The sequence below is a fragment of the Bacillus sp. AFS037270 genome, from assembly GCF_002585305.1.
In genome coordinates this window covers 1-26,537 of the sequence record NZ_NUNF01000070.1, presented here as the reverse complement: position 1 = coordinate 26,537, position 26,537 = coordinate 1, and the positions used below count along the sequence as shown (strand labels likewise).

The window sequence follows — 26,537 nt, the reverse complement described above, 5'->3', positions numbered from 1 at the left end:
AATCGGTCCCCGCTTGAACTGGTGAGTGAAGTGATCGAGTTAGAGTTCATTGTAATGGATTGTTTTGCAATTGGGATAAATTGTGTTCCTAGAGTAAAAGTCATGTGATTCCTCCTGAGAATAACAATGTTTAGGCATTTATCATCCAACAAACCCATAACTTACTGGTAATTCGATAATGGTTAGGTAGGACATGAAATAACCCGATAAAAAATATATTTCAAAAGCTATCACAATAGACCCATATTTTGGTAAGAAAGTCATTTAAACATAAAATATAATTACATCACCTAAAAAGATCTAAAAATAGACCATCTAATCTTTCAAAATTGCAATTATACTCTAAAACAAAGGAAATAACCTATCTCCTTTTTGACCTTTATAATGGAAGAATATTGGAACTATCTCCAACCGAATATGAGCTTCTCAAATTTTTGGTCATGCACCACGGGATTGTGATGAGTAAAGCCATCATATTAGATCGGGTTTGGGGTTATGATTTCCTTGGATAAGCTTGCTCATAAAATGCTAGCAGTTTGAATGACTATAGAAGTACAACGGAAACTGCAAAAGAGATAGTTTTGTAAAAACTCGGTGGAAGGAATCCAGTTGAATACAGACTTCTTACCACCGAGCAGGCAGCTTAATATTTTGTCCAACTTTTCGGGGGAAGATTAACAGCAGCTTTTTATCTAAAAATCCTCTTTATCAATCATATTACTAGAGAGAAAATACTAACGATTATTTGTAAATGTCCGCTTCAACACACTTTTTATAATTCTTGGATGCATCAGGGTGGAAGTTGGGCGAAGAAGGTGCATAACTTTAATAAAAGAGTTATAGATATCTTTATCCTCAGATGATAAATGAAAAATGTTTTTCGCATACCATTGTTGAATAGAAAGACCTGTGGGCTTTTTCCCAATAGTAGCCGGATAACGAAAATCTTCTGTTATTACCATATTCCAAATAGGGGAAATGATTTTCACAGCCTGTTGATGAAAGGTTTCAATCATTTTTTGATTTGAGTGCTTTTGGTTCGTAAGCAATTTTTTTAATGCTAGCGCTTCTAGGATTGCAATACTCATACCTTGCCCAAAAAAAGGATCGATTCGACATATCGTATCCCCAATCATCAAAAGACCGTTTGGAAAATTATTCAACTTATCAAATCTTCTCCAAGTGATATTCGGTAAACGGAAGGTAGAGGTGCTGGATAAAGCAGTTGCATCCTGTAGTTCTTGATAGATGTCCATTTTTGGCAACTTTTTTGCTATTTCTATAAAGCCGTCGTCACTTTTCAGTATTTCTTTTTCGTTAATTTCGTTATGATATCCCATAAACGTGACTAAATAACGATTTCCCTCTACCTTCGAAATGCCTCCGCCAATTTTTTCAAAGGGAGGGGTTGGATACACAAGTTTAATGGACCAGTCCCTGTTTTTGTTGTCAGGGAGTTGAAGGGTTTTTGTAAAATAACTTAAGTCAATTTTAACCGTCTCCTCTGGAATATGTACTTCTCGTTTGTTTAGCCATCTTGAGGAAAGACTGTTTACTCCGCTTGCATCTACAATCAGGTCTGCATTTATGGTTCTTATGGAGTCGTTGCCATTGATTATTTCGACTCCAGTAATTCGATTTTCTTCTTCAAAATATAAAAAGTTTTGAACGTTTTGACTGTACTTAATGGTTATGTTTGGGATACTTTTAATATATTGTTCAATATGCCATTCTAGATGTGGGCGTGTTTGAAGAATGGTTGTGTAGTCTCCTTCATAGCGGAGTTTCCAAACCCCATGGTGAAACCATGCAATGTCTTGGGTGGAATTGATTTTAACAGCTCCACTTTCGTTAAACTTCTCAGTAATCCCAGGAAACAGCTCTTCGAGACCATTCGCACCGGCAAAAAGGAGCGCATGGATATGCTCGCCTTGTGGTGCACCTTTTCTTGGAAAAGGTCCATGTGGTTCTGAATCACGCTCTAAAATAATTACCTCTTGGAAAAAATCAGACAGTACACGTGCAGCCAATTTTCCAGATATACCTCCGCCAACAATAACAGCATTTTCCCCTCGTAACAAATCATTGCAACTCCTATCAATATTAATTGCTTAATAAAAATAGTATACTCTCCGCATAGAAGATATTGGAAGATATTTATAGGCTGTTAGTTCAAATAGATTAGAATAATCGTTACATAATTTCACCTAAATATTGGTACATTGGAATTATGTAATAAAAGGTCCCCAATACTCTAGAAACCCGCTATAACTAAATATCTTGTCAGTTTACTAACAAAATCGAAAAGCATCGGTGTTAAAAACCGATGCTTTTGCATGTTGGGAATTATACAATTTTTATGTAGGGTGTTCTGCCTATCATAGCAAGACTGGAAGGCACTTTCTTTTATAGAGTACGAGATTTCCATCACCATGGAAAACAAAAGCATAATTACCGTTTGTCGAGTCTGATCAATTATAATTTTCTTCACCAGGCTTCATTACGTCCACTTAACTAAAAAATCCGCTTGCTATCTAGTTCAAAACTATCGGCCTTTTAAACTTGTAATCCGTCCTAAAGAAACTATAAATCGGATCAGATGATTTTGAATGAAAAACGCTGGTTGGGGACTCAGACTTTCCAATATTTAAGGATATAGTTACCTGATCATCGTTTGGAAAATTAGGATCATAGATTTGAATGGACAGATTGTTTTCATTCAAGTCATACCCATAGGCAAGAACTTGATGATTTCTTCTTATTTCAAAAGGATTAAGAGATTTTACTCTGACTAAACCAAGCGGTGATAGCTTTTCGTTATCAAGATCATTTTTTATTATCGGCCATTCCTCTTTCATTATTCTCCATCCCCTGCCGTGGGGTGCAACTCCTATATGACTTGCCTTTGTTTCGTGATCCGAGAGGAAAGGATTCATCAAAACCATATATTTCATAAGACCTAAAGGCAAATGAAAGCTTTCAATCTGCCGATTAACGATATATTCGAACAAAGGGCCAGAGGAAGGTGCTGTCGTATTGGACGGAATCTGCATTTTTGCTTCAAAATAATCCATGACAGCATAAATCATTCCGCCACAAAGACCATAGGATGCATCGCCCAGTGGAATTTGCTGACCCAACACTTTTATTTTCTTTAATGGAACATGTGGAAAGCTGTTTCCAAATTTAAAACCGGATGTGCTGGGCAGAAAACCTTTTAATGCCGACATAGTGATTCACCTTCTTTAGTTAAATGATCGCAACAAAATTCGTTGAATAATGGGATTTATTTTATTCATAATTTCTGCAATTAGGAATAAAAACACAAAAAACAGCGCGATGAATACGCTGTTTTTCATAAAACAAAGGTATTTATGCAAAACTTTTTACATTATAGTATTAGGCTGACTCCAAAAATACACTCAAGGCAACTTCCAATTCAGGGATACCTATTGAATGAAGATGTTTAGTCATAATATTAGCAAACTGGTATTACCAAAAATAAACAAAGTCCACAAGTCAGTTTTTTGCCCATCACTAATATTAAAAATCCCAAGCAATCCGTGATCGCCTGGGATCCGGAAATTTATTTTACTTTTTCAACTGTAACCCCTGCCCACTCTTCATAGCATTTAATGACGGCACTCATATCTTCTGAACCATATCCTTTTGCTTTAGCCATTTGAAAGATTTCTTTAACTATGGCGAGAACAGGAGCTGAAACTTCTAACTCTTTTGCTACATCCGCTGCTAAACCAAGATCTTTATGTATTAATTTCGTCATAAAGTGTGGTGTAAAATCGCGGTTTAAAATCTTGGGTGCCTTATTGTCGACTTGGCCGCTTCTAGCTCCTCCGCCATTGACGACCTTAACAAAGATTTCCGGATCAATGCCAGCTTTTGTTGCCATTGTAACCGCTTCTGTGAACGATATTAGATTAATGGCAGACATGATATTATTTGCTAACTTCGTATAGGATCCCTTCCCATTTTCACCCATATAATAAGCACCTTGTCCTGTCGCTAAAAACAAAGGCATACATTTTTCAAAAATCCCCTTATTACCGCCTACCATAAAGGTAAGAATTCCCTCAATGGCTTGCGGTTCACTACCTGTAACCGGAGCATCAAGCATTTCCACTTCACGCTCTCGAAGTTCCTTGGCCAATTTTTTGCTTGTTGATGGTGAGATGGTACTGGAATCGATCACGATCAATTCTGGATGGGCACCGTAAACGATACCATTTTCACCAAGTACTACTTCCTCTACGGCCGCATCGGCAGTAAGCATCGTGAATACAATATCACTTTTTAAGGCAACTTCCTTAGGAGAACCAGCAAGGATGGCCCCTTCTTCTTTGAGAAGATCCATTTTCTCTTTGGTACGATTAAAAACTGTTAGTTCATAACCATTTTTCAGCAAATTCTTTGCCATTGGAAGCCCCATCGTTCCTAAACCGATAAAACCAATTTTCATTAATCTGACCCTCCTTTAGTAAAAAAATAAGTCCCCTTTAAAGTTCAACTGACACATCTTAATATCCTTTAGGAAAGTTAAATTTCTTTCACAAAAAATAACCAGAAGCCAAATTAGGCTTCCGGTTTATCATTCAAACCACTCTTATTTCTCAAATCCAGCTGTAAAAGTAATAGAGCCATCCGCATTTTCTTTCATATTTTTCACAAAAATGCCTGTGTAATTGGTGGCTGTACCTGTACCGTTCGAAAAATAATAGGATCCAGAGTTTGGTGTGGAGGTTGGGCTGAATACTTTACCCGTCGTGAATAAATCACCAGGGTCCCCACTGTTGCGATTTCTTTCCAAATCCCATTGGTTATCGGCTTGAATAACGGCAACCCCATAATGAGTTTCACCTGTCGAAGGATCCTGAATTACCTGCTGTTTGCGGGATTGGAACCAGTTTTGAGCTTCATTTGGACGCCAGAAATTTCGTGACAATACGTTTTCATCGACATGATAAATGGCTAATCCATGACTTCCATAACGAGAAAGCCCTAAATCAAACGTACCTGGTTGCTGCTGGCGATTCTCAAGTAAGAAATATTCACTTCCATTCGAACCTGGCACCACAAGTTTTACTGCCCCTTTCGCACTCGAAGCAGGGTTTAATGTGTAAGTTTTTTGTCCCGTGGTTAGAGTATCAACCCCCTCTAAACCAAGAAAAACTTTTGACCAGGCATCAAAATGAACCGGTGAATTACCGGAATATGGTGCCGCGTTTGGATAACGGGTCCAACTGCCGGAAGCCATAATCGTGTAGGCACCCATCGCTTCGGAATCATAGCCGTAATCATACAGATCTGGGAGACCAAGAACATGACCAAATTCATGCGCGTACACTCCAACTTGTGGCGGATATGGTCCGCTTACCGCTCCTAAATAACCTGTTAAGTCTCCACCGACCTCCGGCTCAATGGCGTAGCTGTTGACTTTCACTCCATCAACGGTAATTTTATGTGCTTCGTAATCCCAATTAGCAGGTTCCACACCCGTGTTCACATATTCGTTATAATAGGCGGCTTCGCTCACTTCCCATTTATGAGACCAAATTATGCCCGGGTCTAAATTCCATTCCGCCCCGGTTCCAGGGTGAATGAGGAAAATATTTGGCACTTCCCCATTTACAGCAAATTGTGAGAAATCTACTTGGGCGTCTGCTGCCTTAACTGCATCATTCACCAATAATGCCATCGTGTAGTCACCATAATCGTTTGAGACCACTCCTACTTCCTGACCAATTTTATAATAGCTGTATGGATGTGGCATTTGAACTTCGATGACTTCCCCGGAAACATTAACCTTTCCATATGAGGCTTCTTTATAGTAATTTTTTAGCGTCCGATTCGTTGGTGCAGATACGCCATTGTATGTGGCGTATTTTTCGAATTGTTTCATTTCATAAGGGTTATACTCCGTTCCAAACAACAAATTGTTTAACTGAGCCAAAGGCATGTGTTCATAGGATACTTTTGACGGAACTTCATCAGGGAACTTTAAAGAAAGGGCAATGACTTTTTGTTCGGGAGATATCGGTTGAGTCCCTACTGACATTTTTGGATTAAGTGCATGAGGTCCCTTCACCAAGTGTTCAGGAAGATGTGTGGTTACATCAATCCCCTTCTTTTTTGCGGCCGCAATCACTTCTTCTGGCAGCTTAACACCCTCATAAGCCGTATTAAATTGAATAGACGCATTCTCCTTTTTGGCTTGAACGTTTGGAACGGAATTAGTTGCAGCAGCCGATAATATTAAAGCTGAAGCCATTCCGCCCATTAAGCTCATTTTCCATCTCTTTTGCACCCTACCAACTCCCCGCTTAAAAAATGAAATACGTACTCTTAATTCCTTAGAGAAGCTAAATTTCCCTTTGATGAAAAATGAGAAGTTTTGAGGAATGAAAAGAAGTTGTGTCGAAACAAAGGGTTGATGATACCATACCGCCTGTTATTGTGATTACGGATTGAACTTCATAGTTAATTGAAAAGGCAGGGTTTTTTCCCCGCCTTACATCTTTACACAAAAATCGCCACAGGCCTAGCCCAACCAGCACTGGCACCTTTGATTTTAATAGGAAAAACCGCAACAGTAAAACCAGTTCTTTTTGGAAGCAATTCTAAGTTTGCTAGTTTTTCAATTTGACAATACTCCGCTTCTTTTCCTACATAATGCGCGGCCCAAAGAACACCTTCACGTGGGTTCCTTTTATAATCCTCTGCTTGTTTATACAAGGGAATATCCCATCCCCAGCCGTCCGTTCCCATCACCTTAATTCCCTTGTGAATCAGCCATCTTGTCGCTTCCGCCGAAACACCTGCATGAACAGCCGCATAATTGTCCTGATAATACTTTTTATCAGCATCTGTTCTTACCAGGATAATATCAAATGGCTGTAGTTGATACTCTATTTCCTCTAGTTGTTTTTCAAAGTCTTCTACCTCAATCTCATATCCGGGGGGCTTATCGCTAAAATCAAATAGGACTCCATGACCATAGAACCATTCAAGAGGGAGTTCATCAATGGTTCTGGAAGGTTGTCCCGCTGTATGTGCCGCATAGTGCCAAGGTGCGTCTACATGCGTTCCGGTATGAGTAGTTAACGTAACCGTTTCGACCGCCCAGGCTGCATTGTCAGGAAAATCGCTTGGTTTCAGGCCTAAAACCTGTGCCGCTTGTTGGGCTCCCTGTTCATGTGTTTCATAGACGATTTCAGGAGGAAATGGCTCCTTGGCTTGGTTGTCCATCGGGACACTTAAATCAATGATACGCAGATTCGTTCGATTCATTTTTCAATCCCCTTTTTCAATGATCATGGGAGTAAACATCTTTTATGAGTTATTGGACTTTTTAAAATTTACGAACAAATCATAGAATCTATTCCGGTTTTCTTCTGAAAAATCTAGTTCTCTCTGTAACACCACCCCTATTCAACCACTTAAAATAAAGACCTAATATTTACTATGAGAGGATTAGACACATCAAAAAAGCAAAAATAAAAGACACCAAAAAGCGCGGTGTCTCAAATAGTACTTTTACATTTTTTAAATTTTATCGATTTTATTGCTCTATTAATTCTGATACTGGAATACTTTGTTTATTGTCCGGTTCTCCAACAGGATGAATGACCGCCATTTCTTGACCTCTGTCCACATTTTCAATGAAAACAGGTACATCCTTATACGTAACGTTGATCATAGCGGAAGCATTTAAAATTTCATGTGCCCTTTGTACCTTCAAAAACTTCACCACCCTTCCAGCCCTTTCAGGGAACAGTATTTGTCTAATCCCTGTTTTGTATTCATCTTAAAAAGGGGTGAAAAATAAGTCTTATAACAAATCCTAAATGACTATGTAATAGAGAATACCATAGCCCTATGCGAAATTTTTTCCATTTAAATAATAGGCCGCCTCTAAAAAGACACTAAAGGCAACTTCCACTTCAGTAATATTTACTGAATGGACGTGCTTTGTGATAATTTTGGCAAATTGATCTTGTAATTCCTGGCCTCGTTCAAACCATTTCACCTCAATAAATGGAAATCCCTGAACTTCATTGTCATTAAATACAAATGTTGATTGAGGAATTTCTAACGTGAAATTGTCAGTTTCACATTCACAAAGATCTGCTAGTTCCTTTACTAACAGGGTACTGATTTTTTTCACTTGATTGACCGAAATTCCTTTAAATATTAATTGGGGCATTTTATTTTCCTCCAGAAGTCTTTATAGGTATGATGCTCTCTGATCAATCACCCTAGCTACATCATGTCCGCATTTTTTGCATTTTCCACACTATACGAACCGGGATCACATCGATCACTCGAATTTCTTATGGTTATTGAATCATTTTCCATGCTTTAAAAATAAGGTACAATTTCTTGTAGACTCCTAATTCTGCTATTTACTTCTTTCAAACCCACTCTTATTCATTTTTTTCTTTACTAAAAATCTAATCAGAAGAAACGGCTGATGAGTTTATTAAATTGGATCTAAATGATCCCTAACTTCCGTATAGAAATTAGGAAAAATAGAACTTATTATTAATAAATTAAAAAAGACCAGACTTGTAGCAACATGTCCGGGCTAGAATAACGGTTCGCCTAGGGGTTGCCGACTAGGAAGGAGTAATCCACCTGAGCAGCGAACTCAAGGGTGGATTATTTTTTTGAGATAATGGACAGACAGCTGCGATTAGATTTGCAAAAGTAATCCTAATCATTTGGGTACTAATCTATTTTAGAATTAATCCAATCTAACGCACGTTTGACATGGATAAATGTTTTATAGGAAGACATGTCCATTCCACTATTCACAACAGTCATGGCTAGTTCAGGACGCAGCCCGGTAACAATAACATCTATACCTAACAAAACTAGAATATCTCCAATCTCTTTCAAATATCTTGCAATTTCTTGATTCAGATGTAAAATGCCAGAATAGTCAATAATAATATATTGTAATTGCAGATCGGAGATTGAAGGAACTATCCTTTCTACAATATAACTTGCTCTATAAGAATCTATTTCACCAACTAATGGCAACACGGCAACAGCCTCCTGAATCAAAACGACAGGCGCCGACCGTTCCGCCAATTCTTTCTTCGTCTTTTCCTTGTATTTTTCTGAAAGCTGTTCAAATGCTAAAATGGTTTCGTTTAAGCTTATATCAAGCATTGAATTAAACCTTGTAATAATAGTTGTCCATTCCTTTAATGAAATGGCAAAGTCGTCACTTAATTTGGTGATAAGATCAGCAAAGACTGCTCTAGTGGGCGGATACCTAACCGCAATCTCGGATATTTTCCCTCCTGAAGTGACTTGATGTTCTGCGTTTTGTTTACTCCATACTAGAAGATCCTCAGGAACATCCTCTTTATCCTCCAAAATTGACTTCCCTAAGTATTGAAAAAATTTTATGTACATGACAATTGCCTGTTGCTTTTCTTTTTCGGAAATCACTAAATTCATCCTATGAAGAACACCTTCAACAATTTGTAATGCCACTAAAGAAGAATTGTCCGTGAAATAGGCAGCTATTTTATCTAATCTCATTTCGTATAACCTCCTTCTTCCCATCTATTGTTATTATACCTTATAATATCCCGTAAGTTGTTCTAGTAAAATAGAGCTTAGAAATTACTATTTTATCGAAATAAGCTATAGCTACATGATTATTAAAAAATACTAGAGGTGAATAGGCATTGGATTTTAATTCAAAGCCAGACCAACAAGTAGAAACTGTTTATGATGAAGAATATAAAGAAAAAGAGTATAGTACTAGGCAAGAATTAAAAAGGGAAAAAGTGTAAAGAAGATGAAGAGGGCTCGCGGGAGTGCCCAAGCTTTTCAGGTTCCTTTCCTCAAATAAGAAAAAGAAAGTGGAAATGTTCTGGTAAAACTAGTTTTTAAGCTTTTGGTCGTAGGAGCTGTTTATTTCAACTGCAAATTCATTCTGAACTATATGAAAAATCCTATGAGTAGGAATCTATTTTAGTGGTAATAAATTTGCACTTGTATGGGCTCTTATGTTTAATGCAGGCTTGCTACTAGTTTTTATAGTGTCTAAATCAAATAAATCTAAATCAAATAAAAAAGAAGAACCGACAAGAAGAAGCAAAAGGCAATCAACTTGATCGTTGCTAGTTTTATTAGCAATAAATAACTCTTTGGCGGGGTGTCAAAGAGTTATATCATAATTGCTTATTTCTGTTCCAGTTTATTGACTTTTCTCTTTACTTTTGCCATTTCTTTAAATAAAAGTTCTACATCTGAATTAACATCAAATGCCAATGTTCTCATGTCTCTTCTGATGGTTGTGAAATTTTCAGTCATGAGAGTAGCAGTGTGTTTAACAATATCTTTTATCTCTTGCTGACCCTTCTCAACATTTTCCATTTGAATCGTTAATTGCTTATGACCTGAAATTAATTCTTCTTGACCTTTTTCTAATTTATCTGTGCGACCAATTAACTCCTTTTGACTCTTTTCCAATTTATTTTTTAATATACAAACAAAGAAGGTTGGTTATTAGGACTGTAATTTTTATATGAACAATAATATGTATGGTCAGTTTGTTGATTAATATGCTATTAATTATGTTTTTCCTTCTGATTATCTCGGCCATAGTCAACAAGAAGTATATGTTTACCTCTATCCGATCAAACCATAATAAAATACAAAAAGCGACCAGAGATTTCTGGTCGTATCAATGTTATTTTTGATTCTGTTCGTCCAAAAACTCTCTAACTTGTGCTGGAGATTTGGCATTCGCGCTATGTAAATGAGCAAGTTTTTCTCCGTTTTGGAAGATAAGCAAACTTGGGATGCCCATGACAGAATATTTTTCAGCTACCTCCGGAATATCGTCACGATTGATTTCGTACCATTCATATTGAGGATAATCCTTAATTACCTCATCAATGAACATGTTCATTCGCGTGCAATCCGGGCACCAACCAGCAAAAAACTTAACGATAACTGGTTGAGTTTGCGAAATGACTTGATCAAATGTTTCAACGTTAGTAATCGCCTCCATTTTAATCCCTCCTATCAAATTCATGTTTTTACTATAATATTAGTGTAAAGTCGTTTTACCTTTTTTTCAATTTATTTGATTGATTAGAATTACGAGTTACAGTTCTTCTTCAGTTTCGTTCTCTTCAATTAATCCCCATGCATCTTCCACACCCGAAATAAATGGATTTCTTTGATTGTTTTACTCCATCCTTGCTTTTGCTTCTTTTTCAGCTGGGAATTTCCTGATTTAATTTGCCTTTATACGGCTACATGACTTAGAAACAAAATAGTGATGGAGGTCGTTGATAGGCAATCATCCCTAAGAACTGATCTGGAGTTGTTAAATATAGCAAACCCAAACATATTTCCTAAAATCCCCATGCTTCATTTAGCTTAATTCCTTAAAATACCCAATCATAAATTCCCGGAATTCCCTAACGACCCTTGAAGTATACCGCTCCGTTTTCCATGCCATTCCTATCGTTCTTGTACAGACAGGCTGTTCAATGTGCAATGGAACAATTTTTTCATAGTGTGAATAGCGAAGGGTATGCTCGGTTAAAAAGGATACACCCAATCCCTCCTCTACATAGTTATGAATGGAACCCGGTTCTTCGAGTTCAAAGGCGATTTTCGGTGTGAATCCTGCTTTTTCACAAAAACCATCTGTTAGCATTCTGAAGGGATTTGTCGGCTCTCTGTGAATAAATTGTTCATCTGCCACTTCCTTTAACTGAATGCTATCTCTCCTAGCCAAATGATGGGTATCTGGGACTACGATGAATACTTCATCCTCCATAAGATTAATCCAGGTGATTCCTTCTTTCTCAATAGGAAAGTAAGTAACACATAAATCGATTTCCCCTTTTTCCAATTGTTCCACAAGTCGCAAAGGAGAATGCATACTTACTTGAAAATTGACGAATGGATATGTCTTTCGAAATTGACTAATAATATTCGGCAATAATGGGATATGCATGACCGAGAGTGAAATTTGATTCCTGCTCTCTCCTGCGAGTTCCGCCATCTCAAGCTTGGCAGATTCTAATTCAGAAAAAGCCCTATCTACTCCTTTTAAAAAAATTTTCCCAAATTGATTTAGTTTAATATTCCTTCCCTCTCGATCAAAAAGGGAAAAACCCAGCTCTTCCTCTAAACGAGAAATAGTTTGGCTTAGTGATGGTTGTGCAATCGTAAGCTCTTTGGCAGCCCTTGTCATATGTTCAAAATCGGCAACGGTTTGAAAATACCTTAATTGTAAGAAATCCATTTGTCCACCTCTATTGATAGTCCTTAACCTATAAGCAAATAGTAATATATATATTAGTCGTTATCAATTATTTGGAGTATGATTAAGGATATAAATTATTTTGGAAGTCGAAATAAATTCTAAATAATAAGAAAGGTGCTTATATGGAGAATTGGAAAAGAAATTTATTTGTTTGTTGGTTCGGTTCATTTGTCACGGCCGCTGGGATGAGTCAAATATCCCCTATGCTACCTTTATATATAGACCAGCTAGGAGTACACGCAACTTCAGATATTGAAAAATGGTCTGGATTGATTTTTGGTTCAACCTTTTTAATCTCAGCCATTGTTTCGCCTATATGGGGAAAACTTGCAGATAAAAAGGGCAGAAAACTAATGTTACTCCGTGCAAGCCTTGGAATGGCCATTGTCGTATTTATGATGGCATTTGTACAAAACGTATATGAATTGCTCGCATTACGGATGTTAATGGGTGCCGTTTCCGGTTACATTTCTGCATCGGTTACATTAGTTGCAACACAAACACCGAAGAAAAATTCAGGCTGGGCACTCGGTACTCTTTCAACAGGCTCCGTCAGTGGCGGACTTCTAGGTCCTTTGATGGGGGGGTTTATTACAGAATTCTCTGGAATTCGAAGCTGTTTTGTTGTAACAAGCGGGTTATTGTTAATCGGCTTCTTTGCCGTGCTATTTTTGGTAAAAGAAGAATTTACACCTGTTCATAAAACACCGTTAGCCTTTAGCCAAGTTTGGAAGCGAGTTCCTGATACGAGATTGCTAATTTCATTGTTTGCTAGCACATTTATTTTGCAAATTGCCAATATGTCCATTCAGCCATTAATTACTGTTTATGTAAAAGAATTATCACCACATGCAGCCCATTTATCTATGATGGCAGGAATGGTGGTGGCTGCTGCCGGTTTAGCCAATGTAATCGCTGCTCCACGATTAGGTAAGCTTGCTGACCGGATTGGTTCAAGAAAAATATTGATTGGAGCACTTATTGTTGCAGGAATTATCTTTATTCCTCAAGCATTTGTAAAAACACCATGGGAACTCATGGGACTGCGCTTCTGTCTTGGACTTGCGACTGCTGGATTATTACCATCCATTAACAACCTTGTCCGAAAAAGTGCACCAGATGAAATTGTTGGCCGTATTTTCGGGTATAATCAATCTGCACAGTATATTGGTACTCTCGGAGGATCTGTATTAGGCGGGCAAATGGCAGCATTCTTTGGCATACATTATGTGTTCTTCACTACAAGTGCTTTATTACTGCTAAATGCATTATGGGTTTACAGTATTAATCATATTGGTATTAGAAGAAGGACCATGTCACATAGTCATTAAGAAGCACACTGAGATTTCAGCGTGTTTCTACTTTTTGTTCTTTATTTAATCATGTTAAACCCTTGGCTTAGACATTGGTTAACGGGGTACCGCCAACAAAATGCAGGTATCTATACTGAACTCAAAAGCATGCTAAATATACTATCCCTTTTGTTATTAGGAGATTCAAAAACATAAATAGCCCTAAAAAGCCAAAATATGCATGGAATGAATAAAATAATGCATATTTTGGCTTGGGTGAAAATTAAGGTTGTTTTACTAACGCCCCCGTTAGCTTAAGAAGCAGTGTGTTGTTCAACCATTATTCACTATGAATTTCAAAGCAAAAATATCCAAAAGGCAAATCCATTTCTTTCAAATCCATTTCTGATGTTGCGATTTCCATCATCTTCGGTAGGATTTCCCATAAAGATTCTTTATATTTTTTAAGTGCCTTCTGAAAAGAAACGACATCGTTATTTTTACATAAAGGATATAGTATTGCCCCTAATCTCAAATTATTAAGTGTTCTTTGTTTATCAATAGGATTAAGGCATTCAAGGATGTGCGTCTCTTGAATCTTTTCATCAAACCAATCTCTACATTCAAGATAAAATGTAAATTCCTCAAACTCGATTTGCATATCCAATCGTTCATTTATATAAAAAGGTGTAATCCGAATGTAATTAGTTGTTGAAACAGAACCAATAATTTCATCTAATATATGATTTAAATCCGAAATTGTTGGGTAATGTCTATACTTTCCTTTATAGTAAACGGTGTTATTATAAATAATCTCGTTAATCCTTCCTTTACCTTTCTTTATCAATTTCTTCACTCCTTTACTACTTATTCTACATATATTAAGTCCACTCCTTCTTAAACTCCCCGTTAGCTGAACAAGAAAAGCGATGCCTTGTTAAAGCATCGCACCCGTTAATTTAAGTACAATATTTCACAATCTTTCTGGGAACATGAGAACTTTATATACTTTTCAATATCTTCGCTGGATTTCCTGCCACTATTGAATTAGTAGGTACATCTTTCGTAACAACAGAACCAGCAGCAATAATTGAATTATTACCAATAGTGATTCCAGGTAAGATAACACTACTGCCACCAATCCACACATCATTTTCTATTGTTATTGGAATTGCATAACCACTCTTGTTTCTATCTTTAGGTTCAATTGAATGACCCGCAGTGTATAGTCCAACATTAGGACCAATCATACAGTTGTCACCAATCCTTACTTCTGCCATATCTAATATCGTACAGTTATATCCAGCATAGAAGTTGTCTCCAATGTGGATGTTGTATCCTAAGTCACAGTGGAAATTATGCTCAATACTCGGATTTACTCCGACACCTCCGAATAATTCCCTTATAATTTCATCTTTTCTTTCTAAATCTTCGATTGGACAATTGTTAAACTCTTGAACAAGTTTATGGGCAATGATATTTTTCAACCTTAGTTCATCCGTACCTCGTTCGTAGTAGATTTTTTCTTTATCCTCCATATCTAGTCTCCTTTCTTCAGTTATTTATAAAATACCACATTTTCTTCAAGTAACCTGCCAGTTAGTTGAAGTGAAGTGATTCACATACTTTAAGGGAATAAAAAAAGGTTGCCTCGCAACCTGCCCTTACAATATCTTTAAACCATCTTATTAAGTAGATATTCCTCGAATGTAATGTTCCCCATTTTTCGTATAGGATTAGTATTTTTCCCATCAGAGAAAGATTTGTACAGTTTTCCTGGTAAAGAAATGCTTAAAACTTTATTTGGTTCATTATTTATGCTGATTTTCAGTTCAGCCATTTCTCTTAAAGTCATAATATCTGGACCAGCAAAATCATCCGCTCTTCCTTGTGGATCTTTTTCCACTAAACCAATTAGATGATTGGCAAAATCACTAACATCCACACTTTGAAATGGAACGTTTCCTGGAACAATATATCTTTTAAATAGAGGTTTAGATATAAAAATCTTTTCTACAAAATGGTGGAATTGGGTGGCACGGACAATGGTATGAGGAATGGAACTATTTTTCAACAAATTTTCTGCTTCATATTTTTGTTGATAATATTTAAATGGTATTTCATCGATCCCAACAATGGACGGATAAATAAAATGTTTTATGTGATGCAATTTCCCTATAAACTCCTTAAACCCTGAAACCTCCACGATTTTGGAATTTTTAATTGGACTAGTTGCTGCGTGAATGATGACATCTACATCTTTAATTGCTTCTTCTATGCCTTCATCAGTCAATAAATCGCTATAAACCCACTCGAAATGTTCGATTCCCTCGGGTTTTTTTCTTGAAGTTAGTTTAACTTGATAATCAGAACTGTTTAGCTGCTTAAGCAAAGTGGAACCTAGTTGTCCTGACGAACCAGTGACCAGTAAATTCAAGGTACAACACTCCCGGTTTTATTGGATTTCCTTCTATTTTAATATTCAGAAGCTGGGGTCATTATTCAACTAAACCACCTATCGGAACAAGGAAAGCGACTGCACTTATTGAACCATCGCCCCCGTTATAGAAAGTCTATTAATTTTCATCTTTTCTATACTAAAACTAGAATAATAACCTAATGGATAGGAAAATACATCCTACAGAACAAGTATAAAAGAGTAAAGCCGTTTTAAAATTCTTCCTAAATTTAATAGCGTAAGCACAAAAGAAGATAGCCGCTGCTAATTTGGAACCACTTCGTAAATAAGCATGATTTGAAAAAAATGAACTGCTTAAAACAATGGAAGCAAGTAAAGTTATAGAAATAAGGATTTTGAACCACAAAGGTTCATTTAGAAACACTTTAATCATGAGTTTTATCTGGTGCATGAGAGTACATCTCCCTCCAATCTTACTAAGTGCGATTCCAGTAAAAGAGCTAAACTCCATTATCCTTAATCCATCTATACACCTCCCAAGACATCATTATGTTATCCTTTATACGATAGAAAAAGGAAAAAGATTCCTTTTTTTACAGGAATGCTGCCCCCTTCGTTGAACAAGACAATACAATAACTTTTATAGTAAAATACAATAACGACAAAAGGAGCCTCTTTCATATGAATATTTTAATTTTAGGTGCAACGGGACGAGTTGGAAGACAACTAATGACTTATGCCCTTCATGACAGACATCATGTTACGGTATTAGTTCGTACTCCAGAGAAGATTCAAATAAATAATAAAAATTTAACCATTATTCAAGGGAATGTTTTAAATAAAGGTGATATCGTACGTGCCATGCGTGGGATTGATGTTGTGATTAGTGCACTAAATACGGATGGCACAACCACTCTATCAGAAAGTATGCCACTTATGATCGATGCAATGGAAAACGAAGGTATAAAACGAATCATAACGATAGGAACGGCGGGTATTCTTCAAAGTAGAACGATGCCAAATTCACTGCGTTATCAATCAGGTGAATCAAGGCAGAGGTCTACCCGTGCAGCGAAAGAACATCATAAGGTTTACGATATGCTCAAACAATCAACCCTCGATTGGACGATTGTCTGTCCTACGTATTTGCCGGATGGAGAAAGGGTAGGCAAATATCGAATAGACCGAAATTTTTTGCCGGAGGGTGGAGCTGAAATATCCGTACCGGATACAGCTGAATTTACATTTAAACAGATAAAAGCAAGCGAGTATATAAAATCACGTGTAGGGATCTCCTACTAAAAATATTCCTACACTACTTTCATATAACCTCTTTGTTGCAAAAGATAATGAGTTGCAGTTTCTTACATCATTATGGTTAAACACGGAAGGCTAGAAAAACACCCTTAGGTCGGATTGAAAAATAATCCCTTGTACAAAGTTCAGAATAATAAGAGGGCAAAAAAAGCTAGTCATTTTATAAACATATTGGAAAAGCATCGATGCTAAAAAACCGATGCTTTTTTACTTGCTGGAAAATATACAATGATGGTTCTTTCCACTTTCGCCTCTCAGAGGGAACCCCCCGTTAGATTTATTATGACTCGTTTTTGTTTATGAGACTTTTAAAAAGATACAACCAATGATGTATATTGATTGGCTTTCATTATTTGTATTTAGCCCGAAACAAGATTATACCCCTGTTATTGCCAACTGCTACCGCTACTACAATTGCACCTACACCACATGTTAAAACCCCACTATAACGGTACCTACTACTATTTACCTGCTGATTTTCCAATAGTAGTTTCACTTCTAAATATTAGCCTTTATTTGATCCCCCATACTCCATAAAGCTTTATCAACTAAACGCCAGGCGCATTAAATCAAGCATAAAATGTCCGTTATAACGGGCAAATTCCATGTTATGTGCATGGTAGTAGAGGTCAATTCCTTCTTTTTTTAGCTGTTTTGCATATTCTTCACAAATTGATGCAAACTCGATTAGATTATATGGAACAACACTATGCGGAGTCTATCACCTTAGAATTATTGGAAAAAGAGTTTTATGTAAGCCGCTATCAGATCACACGGGATTATACACGTCTTGTGGGATGTCCTCCTTATCGCTATCTTCTTCAAAAAAGATTACAACATGCACAGCGCTTGCTCAATATTGGAGTACCTGCACAACAGACAGCTATTCAGTGTGGTTTTTCCGATTACACTAATTTTTTTCGCCGCTTTAAAAACTTATATGGCATTAGCCCACGGGCTTACTACAAGGAACAAAACAAGAATCTGGAAGAAAAGGAGTGAATGCAAGCGTACGATTTATATTCAAAATGTAGAGGAAGAATGAACTCAATGTAGCGTAATTACATATATATATTGAAGTTCTAAAAATGGAGGTATTGCGCTATGCTGAATGAGTTGCTGGATGCGAAATTGTCGATATCACGAATTAAGTCGGAGGTCCTGAATTTAGCTGGGGAGCTGCTGGCGAATGAAGCTGCGGAAAGGGGGGATGCAATTAAACGACTGCTCGAAGTCGTGGAGTTTATTGAGAATAGCGACGTTAATACTAAAGATATCAAATTGTAACACCCCGATGTTGAAAAATTGTGCGCTAATTTGAAACGTCAATACCCAAGTGAAAAATGACCGGGCCTGGGGGTCTGGTCATTTTCGTTGAATTTTGTCGAATAATATTTTCACAGAAAGATAAATCGTCATCACCAACCGAAATGGCAAGGAAAATTATAGTGAGATGGCCGACAAAAGTGGAGTGCCTTATATAAGCTTCCATGATTTGAGGCATACACATGCCACCTTGTTGTTACAACAGGGTGTACATCCTAAAGTGGTTTCCGAGAGATTGGGGCATTCAACAATTGGAAACACAATGGACACATCTACTCATGTTTTACCGAATATGCAAAAAGAAGCTGCCCAACTACTTGAGCAACTAAGTAAAGAATATATTAATTTATAATTGTCGTGACCAATTTGTGACCAAAGGCGGTTTTTTTCACTTTATACTGTACTAACATTCCCCTAATTAACTTCATTAAATCCCTTATATTTCAAGGGTTGGCTGGACTGCGTGGGAATCCAGAACTGGCACGCAGGTCTCAAGTAGTTTTGAAGACAGCTGGCCTAGTTTTTCCAAATATCTTAATGTGCTCTGATTAATTATCAAGATTTCTTGAGTTAGAGTGTTATCTTGTAATTTATTATTTAAAATCAAGACACGTATTACCTCATAAAAAACTCCCGGTATTATCATTTATTTCGTAATGGTCCAGATTTTTGCTTAATTTAGGTTAATTAATGTACCAAGGTGAACAATCAAGGATGGATTTACTCCTACTTTGTCTTCATCTTTTAACCCCTTAAGTATCGCAACCCATTGACCTCTTTTTTGACCAATTTCTACCTTTTGTTTATGAAGAATTCCTTTCTTTTGTACAAATACGTACGTCGATTTTCCAATCCTTATGATACTCGTTTCAGGAACTGCTAACAATTGTTTTGACTGCAGAACAACGTCCAGTGAGGTAGAGTAGCCAGGATATAGTCCTTTTTGTGAATCAAGACTTGCTTTAAAAGAATAGTATGGAATCGGTTCTTGTTGTGAATCTTTATCCTTATTAACAGGTTCTTTATATGTAGGATAATCACTTACCTCCGTTATTTTCCCGTTCCAAATCTTATTGGCAACTACATTAGAAGTGACTATTATAGGTTGGCCTGGTGTAATTTTAGCTTTTTCTGCTTCTGTTAGCCTACCTTCAATTTTAAACGGATCATTAGACGCGATTTCCATGATTGCTATTTGCTGATTTTCTTTTGCTTGGAAACCTTGCCCAACATTTTTGTTCAGGTTAACTATCACACCTGCAGTGTTGCTAGAGACAATTAATGAATCGAGCTCGGCTTTGAGCTTTTCAGCCTCCAACGTATATTTTTCTACCTTTAATTCTGCTGCACGGGAGTCAGCTTTTGCTGTATTTAGTTCAGCATTAAGTGACAGTATTGATTGATCAGCTATATTATCTGAATCACCCACATCAGTTAGATTGGTTGTAACGGTGGTATTGGTTGCGTCAGTTGTACCAGGTGTCGTAGTAGACTCAGCTTCCAGTAAATCCATTTCTAACGAAGTGATTTGCTCTTTCAGCTGATTAACACTCGTTTCTGCTAATTGTTTATTTATTTCTGCTTGTCCTAGTTCTGCCTTTAATGCTGAGCCTTCATAAGAAAAGAGCTGTTGTCCTTTAGATACAGTTTCCCCTTCTTTTACAAAAATCTCTTTTATAGATCCTTTTGATGCATTTACATAAATCGTTTCAGTATGACTTTGTACAACACGAGCCGACACTGTTTTTGTTCTAATAAATGTTTTTTCTGTTGGATTAATAAATACTAACTTCTTTAAATCCCTTTTATTAAATTCAATGATTGCTAAACTTAACATAACAAAAATGAGTATAAGAACAAGGATCCCAAGTAAAATCAATTTCTTCTGACGCGGGGTATGTGCTTGTTCATTTTCTGTACCAAATCTCTTTGCTGTTTCCATAACCCTACCCTTTCTATATAGATTAATAGCGAATTTTGCAATAAACTATAAAACAATTACTCCTATATTGTCTATTTTTTACAAGTAAGTTTCAAGGGATATTTTAGAAAATTCATTAAGATTAAGGAACAATTTCGTAAATGGCACTTTTAAGGCACTGGCCAAAAAAAAAGACCGAGTGCACTCTGGTCTACGTACAATAGGAATTCGTTAGAATCTTAGATATTACTGAATGGGCCGGACTGCGTGGGAAACGAACCCACCAGGCATTTTTGTCAAATCATCAACGTTATCCCCGTTCATTTTCTATCAAACGATAAAGTTCTTTTGAATCATTCCGCCGAAGAATCAGGAATTGGAAACAGTTCTGATAACTTTATTATTTTACCATCGACATCTTTAAATACAATGTGATCACGTGTGAATTTACGGGGGCTATCAATGCCACAAGCCGCAGCTAAAGCAAACAAACCATGACGTACATTAATGATATAGTTCATGACTCGCCATTTTTTTTCCTCTGGCACAAGTGCTTCTTGATATTTTGGATCAGTGGTCGTTACGCCCGTAGGACATTTACCAGTATGGCATTGAAGAGCCATAATACAGCCGTTAGCAATCATAAATCCTCTTGCAGAGTTCACGGCATCTGCACCGATTGCAAGGGCAATGGCAATTTTATCGGCTGAAATTAACTTTCCTGATGCAAAAATTCTCAGCTTATTTCGTATACCAAACTGAAAGGCTTTATCAATAACGGCAATTAAAGCAGGATATAAAGGAAGCCCCATTGTATCTGCCATTGATTTGTAAGTGGCGCCTGTTCCACCTTCTCCGCCATCAACCGTAATAAAGTCCGGATAAATCTTAAGATGATTCATGGCCTCGAAAAATTCATCCAAGCTGGATGGATATCCAACGACAATTTTGATTCCGACAGGTTTTCCACCTTCATCTTGCAGCATTTTGATAAACTCCAACGTTTCAAGCGCATTATGCAAAAATGGAAAGCGATTGGGTGAATTAATGGTCTGCCCCACTGGAACCTTACGAATAGTTGCTACCTTCGTTGTAACCTTCGACCCCTCCAGATGTCCGCCACGGATTTTTGCTCCTTGGCCGAATTTAAGCTCAAATGCTTTTATATTCGGTTCTTGGGCTTTACACTTAAATTCATCAATAGAAAAATTCCCCTCATCATCGCGAAAACCAAATAAACCAGGGCCAATTTGAGCGACCACATCTACGCCACTTTCTAAATGCTCTGGTGCAACTCCGCCCTCCCCTGTATTAATCCATGAACCGCCTGCCATACGGCTCCCTTGACCTGTTGAAAGGATATAGTTTTCGCCGACTGCTCCATAGGATGTGGCAGAGGCACCAAATGGACCTCGAAGTCTCCATGGAAATTTCCGATCACTGCCAACGATTATGGTCTCTTCCTCATGGTAAAGCCAACGTGTTGTTTGGTCCTTTTCAAGCTGTTCGTGACGAGTAAACAATCCTTCATTATCAATTTTATATTTCATTGAGTGGACTTTTTCTTGGTTGTCAACTCTTAATTCTTCATTTAATAGGGGAAACAAACCATTCGCAATATAAAACCCTTGCTTCTCAAAGTCACGTTTGGAACCAAAGCTTAAAAGGTCACTTCGATATTTAGCAGAAAATACAATCCCTAAAAAATCTGTACGTGAAAATGGTTTGCCACTATTGTCATCATCAAACCAATATTGTCTGAATTCCGGTCCAATCTTTTCTAACAAGTACCGCATCCATCCCAAATAAGGGTGTGCTCTGATAATTGAATGCTGGGGTTTCTTTGCTAAAATATGTAACCACAAAAGTAAGGCAATGGGTCCTACAATAAACACAATCAATAGGAAGATAAAAATAGTCCAAACCATCCAAGCAATCCCACCTTTTCTGAAACTAATATGGTGACAAGATCTGCAGTTTTGATTCTGGGCGGCTATTTTTTCATTACTATTATGTTTATTTAGAACCTTCCTTTATATTGCCTGATATTTATCTCCGAATTGTATTTTCATAAAATCAGTCTCTTTATTAATATGAAAAAAAGATCAGGTATTGCTTGATCTTTGTATATAAGGACTCCAGCATGTATTCAATTGGCGGGACCTCCTAGAAGTCGAAGCTAGCAAAATAAAATTGATAAAAAAATGAGCCAAATTGCAAAAAACGGCTTCAAATTATTAATTTGATAGCTAAAAGTGGGCTTTAGGCCTAAAAAATGGCCTCAAATTCGATTTTTTGCGATTCGAATTCCTTAGCCATAAAAGATATCTTAGAAATGCCAGAAATGTGGATTACCCCCGTTAACTGGCCAAGATCAATGGGATAAGGTGGCTCAGGTAATATGAATTTAAAATCTGGCAATATCGAGGGATTCGAGCAGTATTCGCAATTTAAAAATTTAGAGGAGTTTAACCGCCATATGGAAATGTGGCTGCTCGATCATAAGGAGGATTTTACAAAGGGTGAATTAATTGGGTTAAAAAGATTAGTACGGTTCTCTGCAAAGATCCCTGGTCTTTGTAATGCCAAAATTGGAACCATCTTAAAAGCGATTAATCAACCATATAAAGATAACATCCTTTCACGGTCGACTTTTAAACGGATGATTCTTAAAGGGAAGAAAATTGGAATTTTCACTGTCTTTGAAACCGAAAGAAGCAATGGTTCTCAGTCCAGCAATCTCTATGTATTTAATCGTTTTCCTGCATGTGAACCACCCAAACAAGAAACTATGAGCCTCCCTAAAGAAACTATTAATCTTTTAAAAACTGAAAAAGATCAAAAGATAAATAAACGTAATGAGGCACCGTCTAAATTGGATTACACGTATGTGAGCAACCGTGTTCCACAGCCTTTCGTGGAAATCGTTAAATGCTTCTTTCCAGATGCAAAGGTGATTGAAGAATATTGGCATATGGCCCAAATCATTGCCTATGGCTATGAACTTGACCATGAAATGGATCTAGTCGTTAACCTTGCTATTCAATCCTTCAAGCAGTTAATTCGAAAACTAAAATTTACAAGCTCTATAAAAAAACCGATTGCTTACTTCTCTGCTATCTTAAAAGAGAAATTTTGTCAGTGTTATGAGGAGAGGTTAAATGAAAAGCGCGAAACCGGAGTGATTCAAATAAAACCGATTTGTTTTGAGTTTAATGGTGAAAAAATGGAGTGGGATTGGTTGAATTCATAAACTTCATATGGGGGAAAAGGTGGCATATAAATCCACACTGACAACTAATAACAGGTTCAAATGATTATAATTGATCAAACTCATTCTTCAGCAGCAGGCTTCTGAGGCAAACTATGCAGGGATTATAGTGCACCTTTTCAAGCAAAACCACATTTGGGGAAAATGGATTACGATCTCCCCCTGCAAAAATACAGTCACTTTATGAAAAGATGCACATATTTCATCCACTGCTTATTTAAAAAATCGGTTAGGAGCTTTGTTTGTCATAACAGTATTTTTCTCTTCAATACTTTCAGTAATTTTGGTTTATTAGCGGAAAAAGTTCGTTTTGGCAAGATCAATAAGCTCGTTACCATGCCCGTTCAGTACCGCTTTCATCATCCAAAGGCTAAAACCATGCGCCTGTTCAAATGTGATTTTTGGTGGAAAAGCCAATTCCTGGCGGTTCACAACCACATCAAGCAGCACGGGTCCGTCATGTTGGAGAGCACGCTGAATCGCTTCCTCCAGTTCAGCTGGGTCCTCCACGCGAATTCCTTCCATGCCTACCGCTTTGGCGACATCGGCAAAGTTGGGGTTATCAAGAGACGTACCTGTTTCCAAGAATCCCTGTGCTTTCATTTCAAGCTCGACGAAACTGAGTGCACCGTTGTTGAATACCACTACCTTTACGGGCAATTTATGCTGTCTAAGTGTGAGAAGATCGCCCATCAGCATGGCAAGCCCTCCATCTCCAGAAAGGGAGATGACCTGGCGGCCTGGCTGGGCAAGCTGTGCTCCAATGGCCTGTGGCAGGGCATTTGCCATCGTTCCATGATTAAAAGAGCCCAATAACCGCCTTTGTCCGTTCATTTGCAGATAACGAGCGGCCCAAAGTGTCGGGGTTCCGACATCACACGTAAAAACCGCGTTCTCACTTGCCAAATCACTGACGGCTTTCGTTAGATATTGAGGATGGATTGGTTCGCGGCCTGGTTTTCCGGTTGCGAGTTCGTCCAAATCATCGCGAATCTTTCGATAGTGGTCGGTAAATTTGTTCAGATGGCTTCCATCATGTGACTCTGTCAGATAAGGCAGCAGTGCCTCAATCGTTGCTTTCACATCCCCGCACAGCCCGTAGGTGAGGTCCGTTCGGCGGCCGAGATGTCCTGGCTCTATATCGACCTGCAAAATAGTGGCCTCTTTTGGATAGAATTGCCTGTAAGGAAAATCAGTACCAAGCATCAGCAGTACATCGCAGTCCTTAACCGCATGATAGCCTGATGAATAACCGATCAGGCCTGTTAAACCGACATAGTAAGGATTATCATACTCCAGATGTTCTTTCCCTCTTAATGCAATGACCATCGGTGATTGCAGTTTTTCGCAAAGCTTCATGAGCTGCGTGTGAGCCCCTGCACAGCCGGCACCGCACAGCAGTGTGATGCGTTCACCGCTGTTTAAGTAGTCTGCCAGCTTCTTTAACTCCGTTTCCGAAGGATGTATGACCGGCTGCGTCACATGAAGGACATGTTCAGGTACGGGGGTATCGTCTGCTTCATAGCCAGCGACGTCCCCGGGCAGAACAAGAACGGACACACCTTTGCGTGAAACGGCATTCTGCATGGCGACTAGTACGGAGCGGGGCATTTGGTGAGCGGACGTCACAACCTCGCAGTAGTAGCTGCAGTCCTTAAATAGATGATCGGGACGTGTTTCCTGAAAAAAATTGGTGCCGATTTCGTAGCTTGGAATGTGTGCTGCAATCGCAAGCACAGGGACCCGGTTGCGGTGACAGTCGTACAATCCATTGATGAGGTGCATATTGCCAGGACCACTGCTTCCGGCGCACACCGCAATGCTTCCGGTCATATCTGCATCGGCACCGGCTGCGAATGCTGCCACCTCTTCATGGCGGACATGAATCCATTCAATTTTTTCTGAACGCCGGATAGAATCGATGACTGCGTTCAGTGAATCTCCGATAATACCATAAACCCTTTTCACCCCTGCATTTAACAAGGCTTCCACCAGTGAATCCGCAATGGTTCTCTTCATATTATTTCTCCTTCGTTATTTTCACTTGGTATTTTTTATAATTTTTCCTTGTTATTGGGTTTTATTCGGGATCAAAGGAATGTCGTGATTGTTCTGTTGTTATCTCGACAGAGTTTGAATCAATGGGCTCGCTTCTTTTGTCCACTTATAAAACGCCCAGTTCAAAAATCAATTACTCCCATCCTACTTCATTGACGATCAGCCGCTTTTCATAAAATAATCAACTAAAATTTACAACTTATCCACAACTCTATGCTACCTAAAAAAATATGTACACCAAAAAAACTTAGAAAACTTTTTCTAAGTCTGGTTTGTTTTATTATAATCTTCGACCATACCAATTGAAAAATATGTAAAATATATTTACTCATTGTTCTAGTCATTTTCAGCAATATCTTTATAAAGATTTTCAAAAACTTCTATCGGTAATTTAAAACCGACTGTTTTTTGATTTTGCCAATAAATAACTAACTTAACTTCATCGCCCTTTCTTTCGACTTCTAATAATGCATTTTCATCTATATCTCGAATGGTTATTAATTTGTCCCCGTCTTTTTTATCTTTCTTTTTATAATCGTAATTATAGTAACTCAAATAGTCCGCCTCCTGTTATCAAACTATATTTTTCAAAGGTCGCCTTCGGACAA

Annotated in this window: 24 protein-coding genes and 1 pseudogene; 7 read left to right on the top strand and 18 right to left on the bottom strand. The window is 37.8% G+C overall.

Annotated elements, in window-relative coordinates; genetic code table 11:
- Positions 1 to 380 precede the first annotated feature (380 nt).
- Positions 381 to 509: pseudogene (locus tag COD92_RS26945) on the top strand (winged helix-turn-helix domain-containing protein); the annotation flags it as partial.
- Positions 510 to 734: 225 nt separating this feature from the next.
- Here the strand turns inward: COD92_RS26945 and COD92_RS26940 are convergent.
- The 11 genes from COD92_RS26940 to COD92_RS26890 all read right to left on the bottom strand — a co-directional run bounded on the left by COD92_RS26940 (position 735) and on the right by COD92_RS26890 (position 12,304).
- On the bottom strand, positions 735 to 2,081 hold the full coding sequence (locus COD92_RS26940) for an FAD-dependent oxidoreductase (RefSeq protein WP_098533588.1): 1,347 nt from the start codon (positions 2,079 to 2,081) through the stop codon (positions 735 to 737).
- A gap of 453 nt (positions 2,082 to 2,534) precedes the next feature.
- Complete coding sequence (locus COD92_RS26935; protein WP_098533590.1) at positions 2,535 to 3,230, bottom strand: hypothetical protein; 696 nt, start codon at positions 3,228 to 3,230, stop codon at positions 2,535 to 2,537.
- A gap of 356 nt (positions 3,231 to 3,586) precedes the next feature.
- Positions 3,587 to 4,477 (bottom strand): NAD(P)-dependent oxidoreductase, encoded by an 891-nt coding sequence (locus COD92_RS26930; protein ID WP_098533591.1) that lies wholly within the window; start codon positions 4,475 to 4,477, stop codon positions 3,587 to 3,589.
- Positions 4,478 to 4,621: 144 nt separating this feature from the next.
- Positions 4,622 to 6,322 (bottom strand): M6 family metalloprotease domain-containing protein, encoded by a 1,701-nt coding sequence (locus COD92_RS26925; RefSeq protein WP_098996676.1) that lies wholly within the window; start codon positions 6,320 to 6,322, stop codon positions 4,622 to 4,624.
- 212 nt (positions 6,323 to 6,534) lie between these two features.
- Complete coding sequence (locus COD92_RS26920; protein WP_098533595.1) at positions 6,535 to 7,305, bottom strand: cyclase family protein; 771 nt, start codon at positions 7,303 to 7,305, stop codon at positions 6,535 to 6,537.
- Between the two features lie 271 nt (positions 7,306 to 7,576).
- On the bottom strand, positions 7,577 to 7,756 hold the full coding sequence (locus COD92_RS26915) for an H-type small acid-soluble spore protein (protein WP_098533597.1): 180 nt from the start codon (positions 7,754 to 7,756) through the stop codon (positions 7,577 to 7,579).
- Positions 7,757 to 7,891: 135 nt separating this feature from the next.
- Positions 7,892 to 8,221: a DUF1904 family protein gene (locus tag COD92_RS26910; protein ID WP_098533599.1), complete on the bottom strand. Its 330-nt coding sequence runs from the start codon at positions 8,219 to 8,221 to the stop codon at positions 7,892 to 7,894.
- Positions 8,222 to 8,745: 524 nt separating this feature from the next.
- On the bottom strand, positions 8,746 to 9,570 hold the full coding sequence (locus COD92_RS26905) for an STAS domain-containing protein (protein ID WP_176541467.1): 825 nt from the start codon (positions 9,568 to 9,570) through the stop codon (positions 8,746 to 8,748).
- Positions 9,571 to 10,218: 648 nt separating this feature from the next.
- On the bottom strand, positions 10,219 to 10,509 hold the full coding sequence (locus COD92_RS26900) for a hypothetical protein (RefSeq protein WP_098533603.1): 291 nt from the start codon (positions 10,507 to 10,509) through the stop codon (positions 10,219 to 10,221).
- 220 nt (positions 10,510 to 10,729) lie between these two features.
- Positions 10,730 to 11,053 (bottom strand): thioredoxin family protein, encoded by a 324-nt coding sequence (locus COD92_RS26895; RefSeq protein ID WP_098533605.1) that lies wholly within the window; start codon positions 11,051 to 11,053, stop codon positions 10,730 to 10,732.
- 369 nt (positions 11,054 to 11,422) lie between these two features.
- Positions 11,423 to 12,304 carry a LysR family transcriptional regulator gene (locus tag COD92_RS26890; RefSeq protein WP_098533607.1) on the bottom strand — a complete coding sequence of 294 codons (882 nt, stop codon included), beginning with the start codon at positions 12,302 to 12,304 and terminating at the stop codon, positions 11,423 to 11,425.
- A 143-nt stretch (positions 12,305 to 12,447) separates the two neighbouring features.
- Here COD92_RS26890 and COD92_RS26885 point away from each other — a divergent pair, with 143 nt between their 5' ends.
- Entirely contained in the window at positions 12,448 to 13,656 is a 1,209-nt protein-coding gene (locus tag COD92_RS26885) for a multidrug efflux MFS transporter (protein ID WP_098533609.1), read from the top strand.
- Positions 13,657 to 13,957: 301 nt separating this feature from the next.
- Here COD92_RS26885 and COD92_RS26880 read toward each other — a convergent pair whose 3' ends face one another.
- The 3 genes from COD92_RS26880 to COD92_RS26870 form a co-directional block, all read right to left on the bottom strand.
- Entirely contained in the window at positions 13,958 to 14,464 is a 507-nt protein-coding gene (locus COD92_RS26880) for a hypothetical protein (protein WP_098533611.1), read from the bottom strand.
- 154 nt (positions 14,465 to 14,618) lie between these two features.
- Positions 14,619 to 15,155, bottom strand: a complete 537-nt coding sequence (locus COD92_RS26875) for a sugar O-acetyltransferase (RefSeq protein WP_098533613.1) — start codon at positions 15,153 to 15,155, stop codon at positions 14,619 to 14,621.
- Between the two features lie 137 nt (positions 15,156 to 15,292).
- Positions 15,293 to 16,054, bottom strand: coding sequence for an SDR family oxidoreductase (locus COD92_RS26870; RefSeq protein ID WP_098533615.1), 762 nt, complete (start codon positions 16,052 to 16,054; stop codon positions 15,293 to 15,295).
- 663 nt (positions 16,055 to 16,717) lie between these two features.
- Here COD92_RS26870 and COD92_RS26860 point away from each other — a divergent pair.
- The 4 genes from COD92_RS26860 (at position 16,718) to COD92_RS26840 (ending at position 19,031) form a co-directional block, all read left to right on the top strand.
- Positions 16,718 to 17,338, top strand: coding sequence for an NAD(P)-dependent oxidoreductase (locus COD92_RS26860; RefSeq protein WP_098533619.1), 621 nt, complete (start codon positions 16,718 to 16,720; stop codon positions 17,336 to 17,338).
- 711 nt (positions 17,339 to 18,049) lie between these two features.
- Positions 18,050 to 18,355, top strand: a complete 306-nt coding sequence (locus tag COD92_RS26850; RefSeq protein WP_255286852.1) for a helix-turn-helix domain-containing protein — start codon at positions 18,050 to 18,052, stop codon at positions 18,353 to 18,355.
- A gap of 102 nt (positions 18,356 to 18,457) precedes the next feature.
- On the top strand, positions 18,458 to 18,640 hold the full coding sequence (locus COD92_RS26845; protein ID WP_098533621.1) for a hypothetical protein: 183 nt from the start codon (positions 18,458 to 18,460) through the stop codon (positions 18,638 to 18,640).
- 124 nt (positions 18,641 to 18,764) lie between these two features.
- Complete coding sequence (locus COD92_RS26840) at positions 18,765 to 19,031, top strand: tyrosine-type recombinase/integrase (protein ID WP_369689378.1); 267 nt, start codon at positions 18,765 to 18,767, stop codon at positions 19,029 to 19,031.
- A gap of 321 nt (positions 19,032 to 19,352) precedes the next feature.
- On the opposite strand, the gene COD92_RS26835 is transcribed toward COD92_RS26840, so the two are convergent.
- Both COD92_RS26835 and COD92_RS26830 read right to left on the bottom strand, forming a co-directional pair.
- A complete protein-coding gene (locus tag COD92_RS26835; protein ID WP_098533625.1) occupies positions 19,353 to 20,621 on the bottom strand; it encodes an efflux RND transporter periplasmic adaptor subunit in 1,269 nt (422 codons plus the stop codon).
- 332 nt (positions 20,622 to 20,953) lie between these two features.
- On the bottom strand, positions 20,954 to 22,528 hold the full coding sequence (locus tag COD92_RS26830; RefSeq protein ID WP_098533627.1) for an FMN-binding glutamate synthase family protein: 1,575 nt from the start codon (positions 22,526 to 22,528) through the stop codon (positions 20,954 to 20,956).
- Between the two features lie 473 nt (positions 22,529 to 23,001).
- Here COD92_RS26830 and COD92_RS26825 point away from each other — a divergent pair, with 473 nt between their 5' ends.
- Positions 23,002 to 23,853, top strand: a complete 852-nt coding sequence (locus tag COD92_RS26825; protein WP_255286853.1) for a hypothetical protein — start codon at positions 23,002 to 23,004, stop codon at positions 23,851 to 23,853.
- Between the two features lie 309 nt (positions 23,854 to 24,162).
- Here the strand turns inward: COD92_RS26825 and poxB are convergent, their stop codons facing one another.
- Positions 24,163 to 25,890: a ubiquinone-dependent pyruvate dehydrogenase gene (gene poxB / locus COD92_RS26820; RefSeq protein ID WP_098533629.1), complete on the bottom strand. Its 1,728-nt coding sequence runs from the start codon at positions 25,888 to 25,890 to the stop codon at positions 24,163 to 24,165.
- A 375-nt stretch (positions 25,891 to 26,265) separates the two neighbouring features.
- Entirely contained in the window at positions 26,266 to 26,484 is a 219-nt protein-coding gene (locus COD92_RS26815; protein WP_098533631.1) for a hypothetical protein, read from the bottom strand.
- Positions 26,485 to 26,537: the final 53 nt, after the last annotated feature.

Bases quoted from the DNA above. Each gene is read 5' to 3' on its own strand.
- COD92_RS26890 (WP_098533607.1), bottom strand. From the start codon at position 12,304: ATGGATTTCTTACAATTAAGGTATTTTCAAACCGTTGCCGATTTTGAA.
- COD92_RS26905 (WP_176541467.1), bottom strand. From the start codon at position 9,570: ATGAGATTAGATAAAATAGCTGCCTATTTCACGGACAATTCTTCTTTA.
- COD92_RS26930 (WP_098533591.1), bottom strand. From the start codon at position 4,477: ATGAAAATTGGTTTTATCGGTTTAGGAACGATGGGGCTTCCAATGGCA.
- COD92_RS26825 (WP_255286853.1), top strand. From the start codon at position 23,002: ATGAATTTAAAATCTGGCAATATCGAGGGATTCGAGCAGTATTCGCAA.
- COD92_RS26875 (WP_098533613.1), bottom strand. From the start codon at position 15,155: ATGGAGGATAAAGAAAAAATCTACTACGAACGAGGTACGGATGAACTA.
- COD92_RS26860 (WP_098533619.1), top strand. From the start codon at position 16,718: ATGAATATTTTAATTTTAGGTGCAACGGGACGAGTTGGAAGACAACTA.
- COD92_RS26850 (WP_255286852.1), top strand. From the start codon at position 18,050: ATGGAACAACACTATGCGGAGTCTATCACCTTAGAATTATTGGAAAAA.
- COD92_RS26920 (WP_098533595.1), bottom strand. From the start codon at position 7,305: ATGAATCGAACGAATCTGCGTATCATTGATTTAAGTGTCCCGATGGAC.
- COD92_RS26830 (WP_098533627.1), bottom strand. From the start codon at position 22,528: ATGGTTTGGACTATTTTTATCTTCCTATTGATTGTGTTTATTGTAGGA.
- COD92_RS26845 (WP_098533621.1), top strand. From the start codon at position 18,458: ATGCTGAATGAGTTGCTGGATGCGAAATTGTCGATATCACGAATTAAG.
- COD92_RS26885 (WP_098533609.1), top strand. From the start codon at position 12,448: ATGGAGAATTGGAAAAGAAATTTATTTGTTTGTTGGTTCGGTTCATTT.
- COD92_RS26935 (WP_098533590.1), bottom strand. From the start codon at position 3,230: ATGTCGGCATTAAAAGGTTTTCTGCCCAGCACATCCGGTTTTAAATTT.
- COD92_RS26895 (WP_098533605.1), bottom strand. From the start codon at position 11,053: ATGGAGGCGATTACTAACGTTGAAACATTTGATCAAGTCATTTCGCAA.
- poxB (WP_098533629.1), bottom strand. From the start codon at position 25,890: ATGAAGAGAACCATTGCGGATTCACTGGTGGAAGCCTTGTTAAATGCA.
- COD92_RS26910 (WP_098533599.1), bottom strand. From the start codon at position 8,221: ATGCCCCAATTAATATTTAAAGGAATTTCGGTCAATCAAGTGAAAAAA.
- COD92_RS26835 (WP_098533625.1), bottom strand. From the start codon at position 20,621: ATGGAAACAGCAAAGAGATTTGGTACAGAAAATGAACAAGCACATACC.